Annotated in this window: 15 protein-coding genes; 12 read left to right on the forward strand and 3 right to left on the reverse strand. The window is 65.1% G+C overall.

Translation table 11 applies throughout. The features are described 5' to 3' along the window. The first annotated feature begins 9 nt into the window (after nucleotides 1–9). The 8 genes from AC0L4C_RS11830 (at nucleotide 10) to AC0L4C_RS11865 (ending at nucleotide 7,747) form a co-directional block, all read left to right on the forward strand. On the forward strand, nucleotides 10–1,278 hold the full coding sequence (locus tag AC0L4C_RS11830; protein WP_473399791.1) for an ABC transporter substrate-binding protein: 1,269 nt from the start codon (nucleotides 10–12) through the stop codon (nucleotides 1,276–1,278). Nucleotides 1,279–1,410: 132 nt separating this feature from the next. Then, a complete protein-coding gene (locus AC0L4C_RS11835) occupies nucleotides 1,411–2,247 on the forward strand; it encodes a carbohydrate ABC transporter permease (RefSeq protein ID WP_473399792.1) in 837 nt (278 codons plus the stop codon). Then, nucleotides 2,234–3,148: a carbohydrate ABC transporter permease gene (locus AC0L4C_RS11840; RefSeq protein WP_473399793.1), complete on the forward strand. Its 915-nt coding sequence runs from the start codon at nucleotides 2,234–2,236 to the stop codon at nucleotides 3,146–3,148. Before AC0L4C_RS11835 ends, AC0L4C_RS11840 begins: the two co-directional genes overlap by 14 nt. Continuing rightward, entirely contained in the window at nucleotides 3,145–3,489 is a 345-nt protein-coding gene (locus tag AC0L4C_RS11845) for an L-rhamnose mutarotase (protein WP_473399794.1), read from the forward strand. The genes AC0L4C_RS11840 and AC0L4C_RS11845 overlap by 4 nt, the downstream gene beginning before the upstream one ends. Before the next feature lie 11 nt (nucleotides 3,490–3,500). Continuing rightward, complete coding sequence (locus tag AC0L4C_RS11850) at nucleotides 3,501–4,682, forward strand: aldose 1-epimerase family protein (protein ID WP_473399795.1); 1,182 nt, start codon at nucleotides 3,501–3,503, stop codon at nucleotides 4,680–4,682. Next, nucleotides 4,679–5,443: an SDR family NAD(P)-dependent oxidoreductase gene (locus AC0L4C_RS11855; protein WP_473399796.1), complete on the forward strand. Its 765-nt coding sequence runs from the start codon at nucleotides 4,679–4,681 to the stop codon at nucleotides 5,441–5,443. The genes AC0L4C_RS11850 and AC0L4C_RS11855 overlap by 4 nt, the downstream gene beginning before the upstream one ends. 203 nt (nucleotides 5,444–5,646) lie before the next feature. Further along, on the forward strand, nucleotides 5,647–6,840 hold the full coding sequence (locus AC0L4C_RS11860) for a CaiB/BaiF CoA transferase family protein (RefSeq protein WP_473399797.1): 1,194 nt from the start codon (nucleotides 5,647–5,649) through the stop codon (nucleotides 6,838–6,840). Between the two features lie 136 nt (nucleotides 6,841–6,976). Continuing rightward, nucleotides 6,977–7,747, forward strand: coding sequence for an enoyl-CoA hydratase/isomerase family protein (locus AC0L4C_RS11865; RefSeq protein WP_473399798.1), 771 nt, complete (start codon nucleotides 6,977–6,979; stop codon nucleotides 7,745–7,747). A gap of 17 nt (nucleotides 7,748–7,764) precedes the next feature. Here the strand turns inward: AC0L4C_RS11865 and AC0L4C_RS11870 are convergent, their stop codons facing one another. Together AC0L4C_RS11870 and AC0L4C_RS11875 are read right to left on the reverse strand one after the other, a co-directional pair. Further along, nucleotides 7,765–9,204: an amidase gene (locus AC0L4C_RS11870; protein ID WP_473399799.1), complete on the reverse strand. Its 1,440-nt coding sequence runs from the start codon at nucleotides 9,202–9,204 to the stop codon at nucleotides 7,765–7,767. 66 nt (nucleotides 9,205–9,270) lie between these two features. After that, complete coding sequence (locus AC0L4C_RS11875) at nucleotides 9,271–10,818, reverse strand: ABC transporter substrate-binding protein (protein ID WP_473399801.1); 1,548 nt, start codon at nucleotides 10,816–10,818, stop codon at nucleotides 9,271–9,273. A gap of 375 nt (nucleotides 10,819–11,193) precedes the next feature. Here AC0L4C_RS11875 and AC0L4C_RS11880 point away from each other — a divergent pair, with 375 nt between their 5' ends. Genes AC0L4C_RS11880 through AC0L4C_RS11895 form a run of 4 tightly spaced genes read left to right on the forward strand, consistent with a single transcriptional unit; the run spans nucleotide 11,194 to nucleotide 14,918 of the window. Beyond that, on the forward strand, nucleotides 11,194–12,207 hold the full coding sequence (locus AC0L4C_RS11880) for an ABC transporter permease (RefSeq protein WP_473399802.1): 1,014 nt from the start codon (nucleotides 11,194–11,196) through the stop codon (nucleotides 12,205–12,207). Further along, complete coding sequence (locus tag AC0L4C_RS11885) at nucleotides 12,200–13,036, forward strand: ABC transporter permease (RefSeq protein ID WP_473399803.1); 837 nt, start codon at nucleotides 12,200–12,202, stop codon at nucleotides 13,034–13,036. The genes AC0L4C_RS11880 and AC0L4C_RS11885 overlap by 8 nt, the downstream gene beginning before the upstream one ends. Further along, the gene (locus tag AC0L4C_RS11890) at nucleotides 13,033–14,001 is read left to right on the forward strand and encodes an ABC transporter ATP-binding protein (protein ID WP_473399804.1); all 969 of its coding nucleotides are present in this window, start codon (nucleotides 13,033–13,035) and stop codon (nucleotides 13,999–14,001) included. Before AC0L4C_RS11885 ends, AC0L4C_RS11890 begins: the two co-directional genes overlap by 4 nt. After that, nucleotides 13,998–14,918 carry an oligopeptide/dipeptide ABC transporter ATP-binding protein gene (locus AC0L4C_RS11895; RefSeq protein WP_473399806.1) on the forward strand — a complete coding sequence of 307 codons (921 nt, stop codon included), beginning with the start codon at nucleotides 13,998–14,000 and terminating at the stop codon, nucleotides 14,916–14,918. Before AC0L4C_RS11890 ends, AC0L4C_RS11895 begins: the two co-directional genes overlap by 4 nt. Here AC0L4C_RS11895 and AC0L4C_RS11900 read toward each other — a convergent pair. Further along, nucleotides 14,912–15,505, reverse strand: coding sequence for a cupin domain-containing protein (locus AC0L4C_RS11900; protein ID WP_473399807.1), 594 nt, complete (start codon nucleotides 15,503–15,505; stop codon nucleotides 14,912–14,914). The genes AC0L4C_RS11895 and AC0L4C_RS11900 overlap by 7 nt on opposite strands. Nucleotides 15,506–15,588: the final 83 nt, after the last annotated feature.

Consider the following 15,588-nt stretch of genomic DNA (forward strand, 5'->3'; position numbering starts at 1 on the left):
GGAGACGATATGAGGACTTTGCGTACAATGGTCGCCCTGTCGGCCCTGATAGTCGCCTGTCCGGCCCTGGCGGCCGATGGCGAGATCACGGTCTGGGCCGACGCCACCCGCCAGCCGGCTGTCGAGGCCTTCCAGGCGGCTCATCCCGAAATCCAGGTCAACCTCGTCGTCGATGACGGGTCCTCAGGCGCTTCGGGCACCTTCCAGACCAAGATCAGCCTGGCCGACCAGGCCGGCGAGGGCTGGCCTGACGTGGTGTTCTCGACCCAGAACAACGACGCCGCCTGGGCCTCGCGCGACAACGGCAGCGGTGCCTTTGCGCAGGCGCTCAACGACGGCTTCCTCGACCAGGCCTTTCTCGACGGCTTCATTCCCGGTGCGCTCGACCCGGTGACCATCGACGGCAAGGTCTATGGCCTGCGCAACGACCTGGCGCCGGTGCTGTTCTGGTACAACAAGGCCCTGCTCGATCAGTTCGGCTATGAGGCGCCGACCACCTGGGAGGCCTACCAGGCGCTGAGCGACAAGCTGGCCGCCGAGCATCCCGGCTATTTCCTGGGCGCCATCGGCGATGCGTTCCCCGGCCCCTATGTCTACTACTGGTCCGGCCAGGCGCCGATCTTCCAGGTCGAGGGCGAGACCTTCAAGTCCGACACCTCCGATCCGCATGCCCAGAAGGTCTCGGCGATGATCGACCATATGGTCGCCAACAAGACCCTGACGCTGGACAGCCTGTTCGGCGCCTCGTTCGTGGCCATGTCGGACAAGCTCGTCGCGATCCCGGGCGCGGCCTGGTATTCCGGCGCTCTTTTCCAGAACCCGGCCGGCGTCAATGCCGAGCCCGGCGAATGGGCGGCGGCCGCGCCACTCTACTGGGAAGGCGCTGAAAAGGTCACCGGCAATGTCGGCGGCGGCGTCTGGTACGCCTCGAGCCACACGCAGAACCCCGAAGCGGTCAAGGAATTCCTCAAGTACATCGTGTCGAACGAGGACGTCGCGGGCACCGGCGGCCTGCCGGCCTATGACGCAGCGGCCAGCGCCTGGCTCGACCAGCAGGCTTCGAGCGGCTTCTACGCCGGCGACTTCAAGGCGGCCGTGCAGGCTGCCGCGTCGAGCGTCTGGAGCGGCTGGGGCTACCCCAACTTCTCGCCTGAAACGGCCTGGGCCAAGGTGATCACCCCCGGCCTCGTCGCCGGCAAGACGATGGCCGAGCTGTCGCAGGCCTGGGAACAGGAAATGAAGAACGAGGCGCAGGTCGTCGGTTACACCGTCGACTAGCTTGCTTCTGACGTGCAGGAGACTGACACCTTGACTATGCCCGTGCAAGCGGCCGTCCCCCCCGCAAGGGGAGGGCGGCAGTCCCGACCACCACGCCATGGCAGCGTCATGCTGGCTCAGGGACGAATCGGGATGGCCTTTGTCGGTCCCTACACGCTCTTCCTGCTTGCCTTCGGCGTGCTGCCCTCGCTCTACGCCGTCTATCTCGCCTTCACCAAGCGCGGCGCCTTTGTTGGCTTCGACAATTTCGTCAAGATCTTTAAAGACTACCGCTTCCTGCCGGCGGTGGAGCATGTCGGGCTCTACCTCGCTATCTGGCTGGTGAGTCTTGTGGTGCTGGTGGTGGTGCTCGCCCTGGTGGTGCACTCGATCGGCACGCGCTGGATCAGCTCCGGCTTCCGCTTCCTTTTCTACATTCCCGGGGCACTGGCCGGCGCGTCGAGCGTCGTGCTGTGGCTCTTCGTGCTCGACCCGACGGTGAGCCCGGTTGCCTTCGTGCTGCAGGGCTTCGGCCTCGACAACTTCGTCAGCGCCGTGCAGGCCGACCGCCTGCCCGTCGTGCTCGCCGTCATCGCCTTCTGGACCGGCGCCGGTGGCTGGATCGTGGTCATGTACGGAGCGCTCAACAATATCAGCCGCGACGTGCTCGAAGCAGCACGGGTGGACGGGGCAGGGCCGATCCGCACCGCCTGGTCGATCCAGATCCCGCTGCTGCGCAAGTGGATCGCCTATATGGTGATCCTCTCGTTTGCCAGCGGCACGCAACTCTTTGTCGAGCCGCGCGTGCTCTCGCAGGCCAGCCGGGGCGTCGTCTCGCAGGACTATTCGCTCAACCAGCTGGCCTTCCTCTATGCCTTCAAGCAGAACGACTTCAACGGCTCGGCGGCCATCTCCCTGGTGCTGCTGGTCGTGGCGCTCGCCTTGAGCATCTACTTCGTGTTCCGGGGAGGCTTGTTTGAGCGCGCCTGACATCTCCATGACCGGCCGCCCGACGGCCAACCTGTCGCCGGGGCAGTGGCTCGGTCGCGCCTTCGCGGTGCTGCTGCTACTGACCTTTGCCGCCTTCTTCGTGGTGCCGCTGATCTGGCTGCTGATCGCGCCGACCAAGACCGACCGGCAATTGCTGCTCGACCACCCGTTCGCGCTGGGCGACTGGTCGACGATGGTCGCCAACTGGAACGGGCTGATGACCTTTCAGAACGGGCTGCTCTGGACCTGGATTGGCAACTCGGCCTTCTATTGCGGCGTCGCGCTGCTGGTGACACTGGCGATCAGCATTCCGGCCGGCTACGCGATGGCGTTGACCGAGTTCCGCGGCCGCAAGGCGCTGCTAGCGGCGACACTGATCGTCATGCTGGTGCCCTCGACGGCGCTGGTGCTGCCGATCTTTCTCGAGCTGAGCGCCGTCAAGCTGATCGGCAATCCGCTCTCGGTGATCCTGCCGTTCTCGTTCTTCCCGTTCGGGGTGTACCTGACCTACATCTACTTCTCGACGGCGATCTCGCGCGACCTGCTCGACGCGGCCCGCATCGATGGCGCTACGGAAGTTCAGGTGTTCTGGAAGATCGCCATGCCACTGGCGACGCCGGTGATCGCGCTGGTCGGCTTCTTCAACTTCACCGGAAACTGGAACAACTACTTCCTGCCCTACGTGACGATGCCGGGCCGCAAGGCGCCGATCCAGGTCGGACTTGCCGAGCTGCTCTCCAACGTGCCGGCCTTCAACCCGACCAATGCCGCCTCGACCACGATCTCGCTCTCGGCGCTGGCGCTGGCGACGCTGATCGCCATCGCGCCGGTGCTGATCGTCTTCCTGTTTTCGCAGCGCTTCCTCGTCACCGGCATGACGGCGGGGGGGACCAAGGAGTGAGCCAGGGCAAGGTACAGCGCATGGGCATGGTGATCGGCGTCCGGCCAGAAAAGCTCGACGAGTACAAACGGTTGCATGCCGAGCCCTGGCCGGAAATGGACGCCGCGCTGAGTGCGGCCAATATCCGCAACTACTCGATCTACCTGCGCGAGCCGGAAAACCTGCTGTTCGGCTACTGGGAATATGTCGGGGACGATTACGCTGCCGACATGCAGGCGTTGGGCGAGCGGGCCGTGACCAGGCGCTGGCTGGCGCTGACCGACCCATGCCAGGCCCCGCTTGCTTCGCGCGCCGAGGGCGAATGGTGGGCTGGCATGCCCGAAGTCTATCACCTCGACTGAAAGGGACTGGGATGGTGGAACTTTTTGGACAGGCGCTGTCGGCCCGGCAGGTAGCTGAACGGGCCGGCATGCTGAGCCAGTTTGCCGGCGTGCGGTTGATGACGCTGGGCGACGGCGTCGAGCGCGGCATCCGCATGCTGGAGTTCCGCACCGGCTCGGGCCTCCGCTTTACCGTGCTGGTCAACCGGGCGATGGACATCGCCGATTGCGAGCACAATGGCCGACCGATCGGTTGGCACTCGCCAGCGGGCTTCCGGCATCCGGGCCTGCATGAATATGAAGGAGAGGGTGGGCTCGCCTGGGCGCGTTCCTTTTCGGGACTGATGGTGACCTGCGGGCTGGACCATATCCTGTTCATGAACGAGGTCTCTGCCGAGACCTATGTCTACGCGCCCAAGCAGACGGTCAGCCACTCGCTGCACGGCCGGGTGGGCACCATTCCGGCGCGGCTGACGGGCTATGGCGAGAGCTGGAGCGGCGAGACCTGCACGCTCTGGGCAGAGGGCGTGGTGCAGCAGTCCGCCGTGTTCGGCGAGGACCTGCACCTCATCCGCCGCATCGAGGCCGATGTCGGCGGCAACGCGATCCGCATCAGCGACCGGGTCGTCAACCACGGCTTCTACAAGACGCCGCACATGCTCTGCTACCACATCAATGTCGGCCATCCGGTGCTTGATGAGGGTTCCCGCTACCTCGCGCCGGTCCGCGACGTGGTCTGGGCAGCCCATGCGGGCGACGACTACCGCAGGCAGGACGTCGGCTATCGCACGATGCCGGCGCCGCAGCATGATTTCCACGAGCAGGTCTGGCAGCACGAACTGGGCGCCGACGCCGAGGGGCAGGTGCCGGTGGCGCTGGTCAACGACCGCATCGGCCTCGGTTTCGAAGTGACGACGCGCAAGGAGCAGTTTCCCTGCCAGTATGAATGGCAGAATCTCCAGGCCGGCCAGTATGCGCTGGGGATCGAACCGTCCACCCACCACGTGCTGGGCAACCAGACAGCGCGCGACCGCGGCGAGATGATCTGGCTGCGGCACGGCGAGGAAAAGCGCTACGACACGACATTCCGCGTGCTCGACGGGGCGGCGGCGATTGCCGCATCGGAGGCGCGCATCCGGGCCATCGCGCCCCAGCCCGACGAGGATTATCCGACGCCGTCGGGCAACCACCTGCCGATCGGGGGACGGCAATGAGCAGCGACAGCTTCGCCTCGCTGACGGGACGAACGATCCTTTATACCGGCGCGGCCGGCGGGCTGGGGCTCGACACCACCCTCGCCATGTTGCGGACCGGCGCGCGGGTCGTGGCGGTGGACAACAGCGACGCCAAGATCGCGGCCCTGCGGCAGGCCGCCGAAGGGCTGGCGGGCCTCACAATCGCCCGGCTCGACCTGAGCGATCTCGCCGGACTGCAGTCGGGTCTCGAGGCAGTGTCGGACCAGGTCGGCGGCTTCGATGTGGTCATCAACAATGCCGCGATCTATCCGAGCAAACGCTTCGAGGACTATTCCATCGCGGAGATGCAGCTGGTGCAGCGCATCAATGTCGATGCCGGCATCGTCTGCGTGCGGGTGGCGCTGCCGCACATGAAGGCAGCCGGGCGCGGCCGGATCATAAATGTCGCCTCGGTGACGCTCTCGGGCGGCTGGGCGGAGCTGGCGCCCTATGTGCAGTCGAAGGGCGCGCTGGTGGGACTGGCCCGGGCCTGGGCGCGTGAATTCGGCAAGTGGGGCATTACCGTCAACGCCATTGCACCCGGCGCCTTCCCCACCGATGCCGAAAAGATCCACCCCGATTTCGAGGCCTATGAGCGGCGCATCTACGACCACCAGGCCATCCAGCGCCGCGGAGCGCCGGCCGACATCGCCAATGCGCTGATGTTCCTCGCCTCCGACGCTGCGAGCTTCATCACCGGCCAGACGCTCAATGTCGATGGCGGCTGGTGGATGAATTGAGATGCGGCCCAATCATGCTGTCCACCCCTCCGGCCGCCGGCCTTGCTGGTCTCCTGCGCCCGTTCCGCGAACGGAGACGGATCCGCTGCGGCACGTTCTTGCCATGATCCTCCCCGGTGCAGCGGCGGCGGGGCACCGCCGCAAGCGCGGGCGGTTCGGACCTGACCAGACGCACGTTTTTCAACTCTCGGAGTTCTAGTCCCATGGGTATCCTTTCGGGCTACCGCGTTCTCGACTGTTCGATTGCCATGGCCGGGCCGTTTGCCGCGCAACGCCTGGGCGATCTGGGGGCCGATGTGGTCAAGGTCGAGCCGGTGACGGGCGAATGGCAGCGGCACACGGCGGCGGGCGGGGCGCGCGGCAACAAGGTCAATGTCTCGTTTCTCTCGCTCAACCGCAACAAGCGCTCGTTGGCGGTCGATCTCAAGGACCCGGAGGGCAAGGCGGTGCTGCTCGAACTGGTCAAGACCGCCGACGTCTTCCTGCAGAACTATCGGCCCGGCGTCGCCAAACGCCTCGGCGTCGACTACGAGACGCTGAGCGCGATCAATCCGCGGCTCGTCTATGTCTCGATCTCGGGCTATGGCGAAGACGGACCCTATCGCGACCGGCCGGGGCAGGACCTGGTGCTACAGGGCATGTCGGGCGCCATGCTGTCGGCCGGCCGGGCCGGCGAGCCGCCCAACGCGGCGGGGCAATACCTGGTCGACGGTATCACGGCCTATACGGCGTTCGAGGGCGCCCTGGCGGCGCTGCTGCATCGCGAGCGCACCGGGGAAGGCCAGCTGGTGCAGGTCAACATGCTCGACGCCATCACCACCATCCAGATGCAGGAACTCTCGGTGTTCACCGTGGCGGGCAAGCCGCAGCAGCGCTCGGCCGAACCGCATGCCCATGTCTATATCCGCGCCCCCTATGGCGCATTCGCGACCAGCGACGGCTTCATCATCGTCGCCTTTCCCAAACTCCGAAACCTGGGCGAAGCGATCGGCGAGCCGAGCTTTCTCGACATGGACGACGAAGTCGACACCTGGGACAAGCGCGACGAGATCTTTGCCAAGACGCGCGAGCGGCTGAAGACGCGCACGAGTGCCGAATGGCTGGAGGCGCTGCGCGCCGCCGACATCTGGTGCGGCCCGGTCTATGGCTATGGCGACCTGGTCGAGGACGAGCAGGTCAAGCACAACGGCACCTTTGTCGAATATGACCACCCGACCGAAGGGCATGTGAAGACGCCGGGCTTTCCCATCCGCTTTTCCAAGACGCCCTCGGCGGTCGCGCGCGGCGCCCCGGTGGTCGGCCAGCATTCGCGCGACGTGCTCCGCGAGGCGGGCTTTGACGAGGACGCGATCGAGCGGCTGATCGCCGCCGGCGCCGTGGTGGAGAGCGAGGTATGAAGGTGATGGTGAGCTCCCTTGACCCGCAACGCTGGCCACGCCCCCGGTTTTGCCGAGGCGGATCAGTGGCACGCTCTCGCCGCCGTCCCTCACCGTTCACCGGAGAGGGGAACCGCCGGTGGGGAGGGGCAGCGCCATGACCGACAACATCATCGTCGATGCGGATGGCCCGGTCGGGATCATCACCATCAATCGGCCCGAAAAGCTCAATGCCATGACACCGGAGATGGCCGCGGCGCTGGTGGCGGCGGTGCAGGGGTTCAATGGTGACGACGCCATTCGTTGCGTGATCCTCACCGGCGCGGGCGAGCGGGCGTTCTGCGCCGGCTCGGATATCCGCACGCTGGATGACTACGAAACGCCCTGGGCCTTCCGCAATCGACCGGATTATTGTGACGCCATCCGCGCCCTGCTGAAACCTTCGATTGCGGCCGTCAATGGCTATGCTCTGGGCGGCGGCCTCGAGACCGCCATGGCCTGCGACATCCGCATCGCCAGCGAAAACGCCAGTTTCGCGGCGCCCGAGGTCAAGCTCGGCTGGATCGGCGGCGGCGGCATGGCGGCCAACCTGGCGCATGCCGTGGGACCCTCCAATGCCGCGCTGATGACCATGACCGGCGACCCCATCGACGCCGCGACTGCCGAACGCTGGGGCCTGGTCAGCCGGGTTGTGCCGCAGGCCGACCTGCTGGCGGAAGCGACAAAGATTGCCATGGCGATCGCGGCCGGGGCCCCGATCGCGGCCGAGACGGCCAAGCTCAACCTGCGCGCCGCGTGGGACCTGACGCTGGCCGACGCCATTGCCTACGAGCGCGACCTGCAGACCATTTGCTTTGCCACCGAGGATGCCCGGGAGGGCAGGGCCGCCTTCAAGGAAAAACGCCCGCCCGTGTTTCGCCGGCGCTAGTTCGATGCCGTGGATGTCTAGTGAGCTGGTGGTTTCAGACCGGCCCACGGACAAACTGCTTCAAAAGCTGATGCGGCACGCAGGACAGTGTGGTCGGCAAGGTGCCGTCCCATGATCTGCAGGCCAACCGGCAGGCCGCTTGTTGTCCATCCCGCCGGCACACTTGCAGCAGGCTGACCACAGAGGTTTGACGGAAAGGCAGCCGGGGTCCAGGCGTCGTCGTCAACCGCCTGACCGTCGATGATCCCCGGCCCCTCCCTGTCGATGGCGAAGGGCAGACACGACACGGTTGGTGTCAGCAGCAGGTCGTAGGTCGTCATGAACCGCGACATCCGGTTTGCAGCCGCACGGCGCTGGACACCGGCCTCGATCAACGCTTCGGCGGTCCAGTTTCGATCGAGGTTCGCTCTGACGGTTGGACCCACCTGGCGGCCGGTCTCGGCAATCATCCGTCGCAACCCCGCCACGTCGGTGTCCATCGCGACGATTGCACGAAATGTCTCGATTTCCCATCCGAACGGCGGTCCGGTGACCTCGACCACACATCCGAGGTCGCGCTCGAATGCCCTTGCTGCTGCGTCGCAGATGTCGCGGACCTCGGGGTCTAGTGGCCGGCCGCCCCAGTCGGCACAATAGGCGACCCGCAGGTTGAGTTTATCGGGACGTGCGGCGCGGATCCAATCGACATCGTCACAAGGAATGGAGTGCCGGTCGCGCTGATCTTGCCCAGCAATCACGCAGAGCATGAGCGCCGCGTCAGCGACAGTGCGCGACAGCGGACCGATGTGTTCGATCAATTCCCAACTCGATACGCCGGGCAGGGTTTCGTCGCGGCAACCGGGCCAGAGGGGCACGCGTCCCATCGAGGCCTTCATGCCGAATATGCCATTGAATGAGGCCGGCAGCCTGATCGATCCACCCCCATCGCTGCCGATGGCGATTGGGGCGATCCCCGTTGCAACGGCGACGGCCGAACCAGCGCTTGATCCGCCAGATGTCAGCTCGGCGTTCCACGGGTTGCGCGTTGTCGGGAACAGAGGGTTATGACCCACACCGCCATAGCCGAACTCGGAAACGTTGGTCTTGCCGATGATGATGGCGCCGGCGGCGCGCAGCCGCTCGACGACGATGTCGTCATCGGCGGGCACGAAGTGTTCGTAAAGTCGCGATCCGAAGGTGGTGCGAATGCCACTGGTGAGGACTAGGTCCTTGATCGGCACGGGAACGCCAGCGAGTGGACCGATCGGCTCGTCGGCGATCAGCGCGCGTTCAAGCTGAGCCGCGGCGGCGCGCGCCTGATCGTGGGCAATCTCGGTGAAGGGATGCAGTACGGGGTTGATTGTTGCGATGGCGTCGAGCGACGCCTCCGTGATCTCGACGGGCGAGAGTTCTCCGGTCGCGACACGTGCAGCGATGGTCCTGGCGTCGAGCGCGCTGAGCTCGGCTGGTGTCAGCATGTGGCCTCAGTTAAGCTGGAGGGAAGCAGCCGCCGCGGGGATGATCCGCGGCGGCCATGAAGTTGCCTACGGCGCGCGCGAAAGCGTGCGGTAGTCGAGCGTCAGGTGGAACCAGTAGGTGTAGCCTTCGATCGAAGGCTGCATCGCGACGTCGCGGTAGTCCTGCACCAGCGGGATGCGCGGCACGTCGTCGAACGCGGTCTGGATGAAGCTCTTCACCTGGGTTTCGTAGGCGGCAGGATCGGTTTCGAACCGGGCCTTGGCGATCTGTTCGTCCATGGCAGGGTTCACGTAGTTCATGGCGTTGAACACCGAGTTGCTCTTGCCGTCATAGGTCCAGTAAAAATAGTAGTCTGGATAGTTGAGCCAGGCCTTGAAGCTCATGATCAGGAACGGCATCGTCTTCTGGCCGAGGCGCGTATACCAGTCGGCGCCCGGGACCTTCTCGATCTGCACGTCGATGCCGATTTTCTTGAGGCTGTCCTGGACCAGCAGGGCAATGGGCTCTCGGGTAGAGGCTGTCGTCACGTCGTAGGAGATCGTGGTCGAGAAGCCGTCCGGGAAACCCGCTTCGGCGAGAAGCGCCTTGGCCTTTTCGAGGTCGGTCGAATAGGGCGAGGGCTGTGGCCAGGCCGTGGTTGTCACGGTCTCCGGCCCGCCAAACATACCTACCCCGCGGTTGTAGAGCGCGCTTCCGAGAATATCCGAGTAGGGGATGGCGTAGGCCACGGCCTTGCGCACAAGCGGATTGTCGAATGGTGGAACGGTCACGTTCATGTCGAGATAAAGCAGTTCGGCATCGACGGGGGTGCCGATGACCTTGAGCTTGCCTGTGCCGACCAGCTCCGAAAAGTCCTTCGGCGGCAGGTTGAAGGAAAGGTCCGCGTCGCCGCGCTCGAGCAGCGCCCGGCGCGTGCCTGCCGATGCGATCTGGCGAACGATCACCTTCTCGAAAGCGGGCAGGGTGCCTGACTTCCAGGCATCGAACCGCTTGAAAGTAATTTCGCTGCCGGGCTTCCATCCTTCTACCGTGTAGGCGCCGCCGCCGGCGTCGTTGTTGCTCACCCATTCGAACGCCCAGGGATCTGCCTCGGTGGCATGTTCCTCGGCGAGTTCGGAGTTGATGATCTGTGCCACCGGCACGGCGAGGTTGGCCAGCACGAGCTTGTTGGGCTGGGGGAAATCGACCCGCACGGTATAGTCGTCAATCACCACGAACTGGTCCGGCGATGTCATCTGGCTGGCGCCCATCTGGATCGCAGGGAAGCCGCCCGCAGCGATGGCGCGGTCGAGGGACCACTTGACGTCCCTGGCAGTCACCGGCTTTCCGTCGTGGAAAGTGGCATCCTTGCGCAGGTAAAAGGTCACCGTGCTGTTATCGGGGGCCAGTTCCCAGCGCTCGGCGAGCTCGGGCACGAACGTGGTATAGTCATAAGCGTAGCTGCCATCGGGTTGCTGAATGCGCGCATGCGAGATCAGCCGGTCATAGACATTCCACGACACCTCGTGCGTTGGCACGTTGGCCGTTGCGCCATGAATGTCGAGGGTCGCCGGGCCCTCTTCGCTGACGACGACCAGCGTCTCGGCGCGCGACTGCGCCAATGCCGGGGCCAAAGCCAGGCAGGCTTCCCAGTGTGAGCCCGGTCGCCAGCGCGCCGAGCCGCAGCAGTCTCGCTGCCCTATGCGGTATCTGAAACACGTCTATCTCCCCTGTCGGGACGCCGCTGGAGGAGTGCGGCGCCGTTTCAATGAATGCACATGAATGAAATGCAAGCGTCATGCCAATCAGACATGGCTGCAATAGCCCTGCAATTCAGGGGCTTTTTCGCGGCTTGTCGCGAGGTATGCACGAAAGATGCACAAAAATCACTCAATCTGGTGCCTTATTAGACGCCGCTTGCCGTTCCAGGGTCCCGGAACCCCTGCAATACAGCAGGTATCAGCTGGCACCGTTTTTGCATGACTAAGAATCAAGTCGATGGAATTGCCATGCTCGGATTGATCACACGCCGCCTGCTTGCCGCCATACCCAGCCTGGTTGGGGTGGTGCTGCTGACCTTCCTGCTCACCAGAATGCTGCCCGGTGATCCGGCCGCGTATTTCGCCGGACCCGCGGCAACGCCCGAGTCCATTGAGGAGGTTCGTCGTCAGCTGGGGCTCGATCGCAGCCAGCTCGAGCAGTTCGTGGTCTATATCCAGCAACTGGTTCAGGGCGACTTCGGCAAGTCCCTGACCTCTGGTCAGCCAGTTCTGTCCGATCTCGTGAACCGTCTGCCGGCCTCGCTTGAGCTCACACTATGCGCCCTGGTGCTCGCGGCCTTTGCAGGCATCGGACTTGGTGTCGGTGCAGCGATCCGGCCGCACGGTATTGTCGACCGGCTCTGCAGCGCGGTCTCGACGCTTGGCCAGGCGGTGCCGACCTTTTTTCTCGGTCTGCTCCTCGTCTTCGTTTTCTACTACCTGCTGGGCTGGGCGCCCGCGCCGCTGGGGCGACTGGACTTCATCTATTCCAGCCCGCCCGACATCACGGGCTTCTGGCTCATCGACACGCTTGCCGGTGGTGACGTCGATGCCGTCTTCGGCGTCATGCGACAGCTGCTGCTGCCCGTCATTACGCTGGCGCTCTTTGGCATCGGTCCCATAGCCCGGATGACACGCGCCAGTATGATCGAGGCGCTGGGGAGTGATCCTGTGCGGATGGCGCGTGCCGCCGGCCTGTCATCGCAGAAGGTGCTCTGGACCTATGGCTTCCGCGCCGTTGTCGTGCCCATCCTCAACATTGTCGGCATGGTGTTCTCCTTTCTTCTCGGCGCCAACGTGCTGGTTGAAAAGGTGTTCGGCTGGCCCGGCATCGGGGCCTACGCCATCGAGTCCGTGCTTGCCTCCGACTTCGCGCCGATCCAGGGCTTCGTGCTGCTGATGGCCGCCCTCTACGTGGTCGTCAACCTCGTCATCGACGTTGTCGCCATGCTGCTCGACCCGCGGGTTGCCTTCAATGGTTGAGCTCTCGCTGACCCGTATCCGCGCCTTGCGCCCAGGTCACCAGATTGTGCTCGGTCTCGTGGCGCTCTTTGTGCTGCTGGCGTTTCTCGGGCCGCTCGTTGCGCCCTATGACCCTTTGGCCACCAACCCGCCAGCGGCAATGCAGCCGCCATCTGTCGCTCATTGGTTCGGCACTGACCAACTGGGACGAGACATCTTCTCGCGCACGCTTGCGGCGACACGGATCGATCTGGCCATGGCGGCGGCGGCCGTCAGTGCGTCTCTGGTCATCGGCAGCCTGCTCGGCGCCCTGGCCGGCTGGTGTGGGGGCTGGGTCGACGGCCTGGTGACTCGTGTGCTCGACACGATCATGGCTTTTCCGCTCTTTGTCCTTGCCGTCGGCATTGCGGCCGCGCTGGGCAACTCGGTGGAAAGCGTCGTTCTTGCCACCGTGGTTGTGAACCTGCCGTTTTACGCCCGGCAGGTGCGCACCGAGGTCAATCGCGGTCGAGGAGCCGGATATGTCGAGGCAGCGCAGCTTGCCGGTCTGTCCTCCCCGCGCATCGTCCTCACCCACATCATGCCCAACCTGACGCCCGCCCTTGCCGTTCAGTCCTCGCTCAATCTCGGCTGGGCCATCCTGAACGCCGCCGGCCTGTCTTTCATCGGTCTCGGCATTCGGCCGCCGCAGCCGGAGTGGGGGATCATGGTCGCCGACGGGGCGACCTACATCTTCTCGGGCGAGTGGTGGACCTTCGTCTTTCCCGGCGCCACTCTCATGCTGGCCGTGCTGACATTCACGCTGCTCGGTGACACCTTGCGCGACCTGCTCGATCCGAGGCGCGCATGACCAGGAGCCCAGTGCCTCTTCTGGCGATGCGCCGGCTCTCGATCGGCTTTGCCGGTCTTCCCGCTCCCACGCTCGATTTCACCGACTTCGCTCTGGCCAAGGGCGAGGTGGTCGCGCTGGTCGGCGAAAGCGGGTCTGGCAAGTCGCTCATTGCGCATACCCTGGCGGGAATCCTGACGCCCGCTGCAACCCTCAAGGCGGACGAGTTCACCTTCGCTGGCCTCGACCTGCGGCAGCGCGGTTCCCCGAGTTGGCGCGACCTGCGCGGCCGCGAGATCGGCATGGTGTTCCAGAATCCGCGCGCCGCCCTCAGCCCGGTGCGTCGGATCGGCGAGCAGATCTCCGACGTCATCGCCGAACACCGCAACCTCCGCGGCGCTGCTTTGCGCGGCGCCGTCATCGATGCCCTCGCCTCGGTCCGCATCCCTGATCCCGAGCGGCGCTTTCGTGCCTATCCGGGCGAACTCTCGGGCGGCATGTGCCAGCGCGTCATGCTCGCCATCGCCCTGGCCGGCAATCCGGCGCTGCTCATCGCCGATGAGCCCACAACGGGCCTCGACACCACCACCCAGGCCGCCATCCTCGAACTCATCCTCGAGCAGGCCCGCACTCGCCAGATGGCGTGCCTGCTGATCACGCACGATCTGGCGCTCGCCCGGCAGTTTGCCGAGCGCGTCATCGTCATGCATGCGGGACAGGTGGTGGAGCAGGGGCTTACGCGCGAGCTCTACAAGTCTGCCCGCCACCCCTACACGTCCGCCCTGCTCAAGGCGACGCCCGCCGATGCAGCACACGTCGAGGAGCTCGAGGGCATCACTGGTGCCTTTCCCGACCTGCGCAAGCCTGTGCCTGCCTGCCGCTTTGCCACGCGATGTCAGAACGCACTGCCACGCTGCGCCATTGATCGACCTCAGCTCGAAGGCGCCGCGACCCATCTCTTTGCATGCTGGAACCCCTTGCCGTGACGCTTCTGTCCATCCAGTCCCTGGTCAAGCGCTTCCCGGTCGGTGGCGCCCGCCTGCTCCACGCCGTCGATGACGTGAGCCTGGCCATCCGCGCTGGCGGCAGTCTGGGTCTCGTCGGCGAAAGCGGCTCGGGCAAGTCGACGCTCGCGAGGCTCATCGCCCGGTTGATCCAGCCCGATGCCGGGCGCATTGACTTCGAGGACCGCGATATCGCGCACATTCCGCCTCGCGACTTTGCCCGCGATCCGCAACGGCGCGCCATCCAGCTCGTCTTTCAGAGTGCCGACGATTCCCTCAACCCGGCGTTCTCGGCTGCCGCGAGCATTGCGATGGGCAGGGCGTCCCAGGCGGATGTGTCTGCAGTGGCTGCCGAAGTCGGTCTGCCACCCGAACTGCTGTCGCGGCGTCCACATCAGCTGTCCGGCGGCCAGCAGGCGCGCGTCGGCATCGCCCGTGCACTGCTCCCCGGACCACGCCTGCTTATCCTCGACGAGCCGACCGCATCGCTCGACGTGTCCGTTCAAGCCGCAGTGCTCCGCCTGATCGACCGGCTGCGCCACGAGCGGTCCATGGCGCTTCTCTTCGTTTCGCATGACCTCGAGGTCGTGCGCCTGATGTGCGAGGAGGTAGTTGTGCTCTATCTCGGACGCGTCGCCGAGGCTGGTCCCGTTGCCCGCGTTCTGGGCCGCCCGGCCCATCCCTATACGCAAGCCTTGCTGGCGGCCACGCCGGGCAAGACCAGCGGGCCTGCGCTTTCCGGCGAGCCGCTGAGCCCGGTCGATCCGCCGCAGCACGCCTGCCTCTTCCATACGCGCTGCCCGATCGCAACCGACCGTTGCCGGTCCGAGCGGCCGCGACTGCGCGAACTGGGGCCCGGCTGGTCGGTCGCCTGCCATCACGCCGATCAGGTTCAGTGAATCTGGGGCGTGTTGACCCAGATGATCCGGGCCCGCTCCGAGCCGGTATTGCGGTAGCTGTTGGTGAGGTAGGCCTTGAAGAAGAAAGAGTCGCCAGCCTGCATCTTGTAGACTGTGCCGTCGATGGTCAGTTCAAGTTCGCCCTCGACGAGATAGCCGGTGGCCTCACCCTGATGGGTGATGGCATCGGTCTTTTCACCGCCCGGCTCGATGACGTGGATGTTTGCTTCCAGCAGGTTGCCCGCAGCAATGGGCACCATACGTTCGTAACTCACCCCGCGGCCGACACGCAGCGCATCGCCCGTGACCAGGATTCGGTCCTTACTCGACTGCACCAGCTTGTGCTCATCGATCTCCAACCCGAAGAACGAGGCAAGATCCCGCCCCAGCGCCGTGACGATCCGGTTGAGCATCGGCAATGAGGGCATCACCTTGCCTGCCTCGATCTTCGAGATCATGCTCTCGTCATAGCCGACGCCCTCGGCGAGATCCTTCATCCGCATGCCTTTGAGAACTCGTGCATGGCGGATGCGCGCACCCACCTGCAACTGCTCCATCTCTCCGCTCGCCTCGGATTTCTTTGCCATCATGTCGTCCCGTGAACTTCGGTCAGACTAGTCAGGATGGAATCTGACGCAAGTACAAAGATATAGGATCAGGCTATGTGCAG

The organism is Devosia sp. J20-27 (assembly GCF_055808595.1).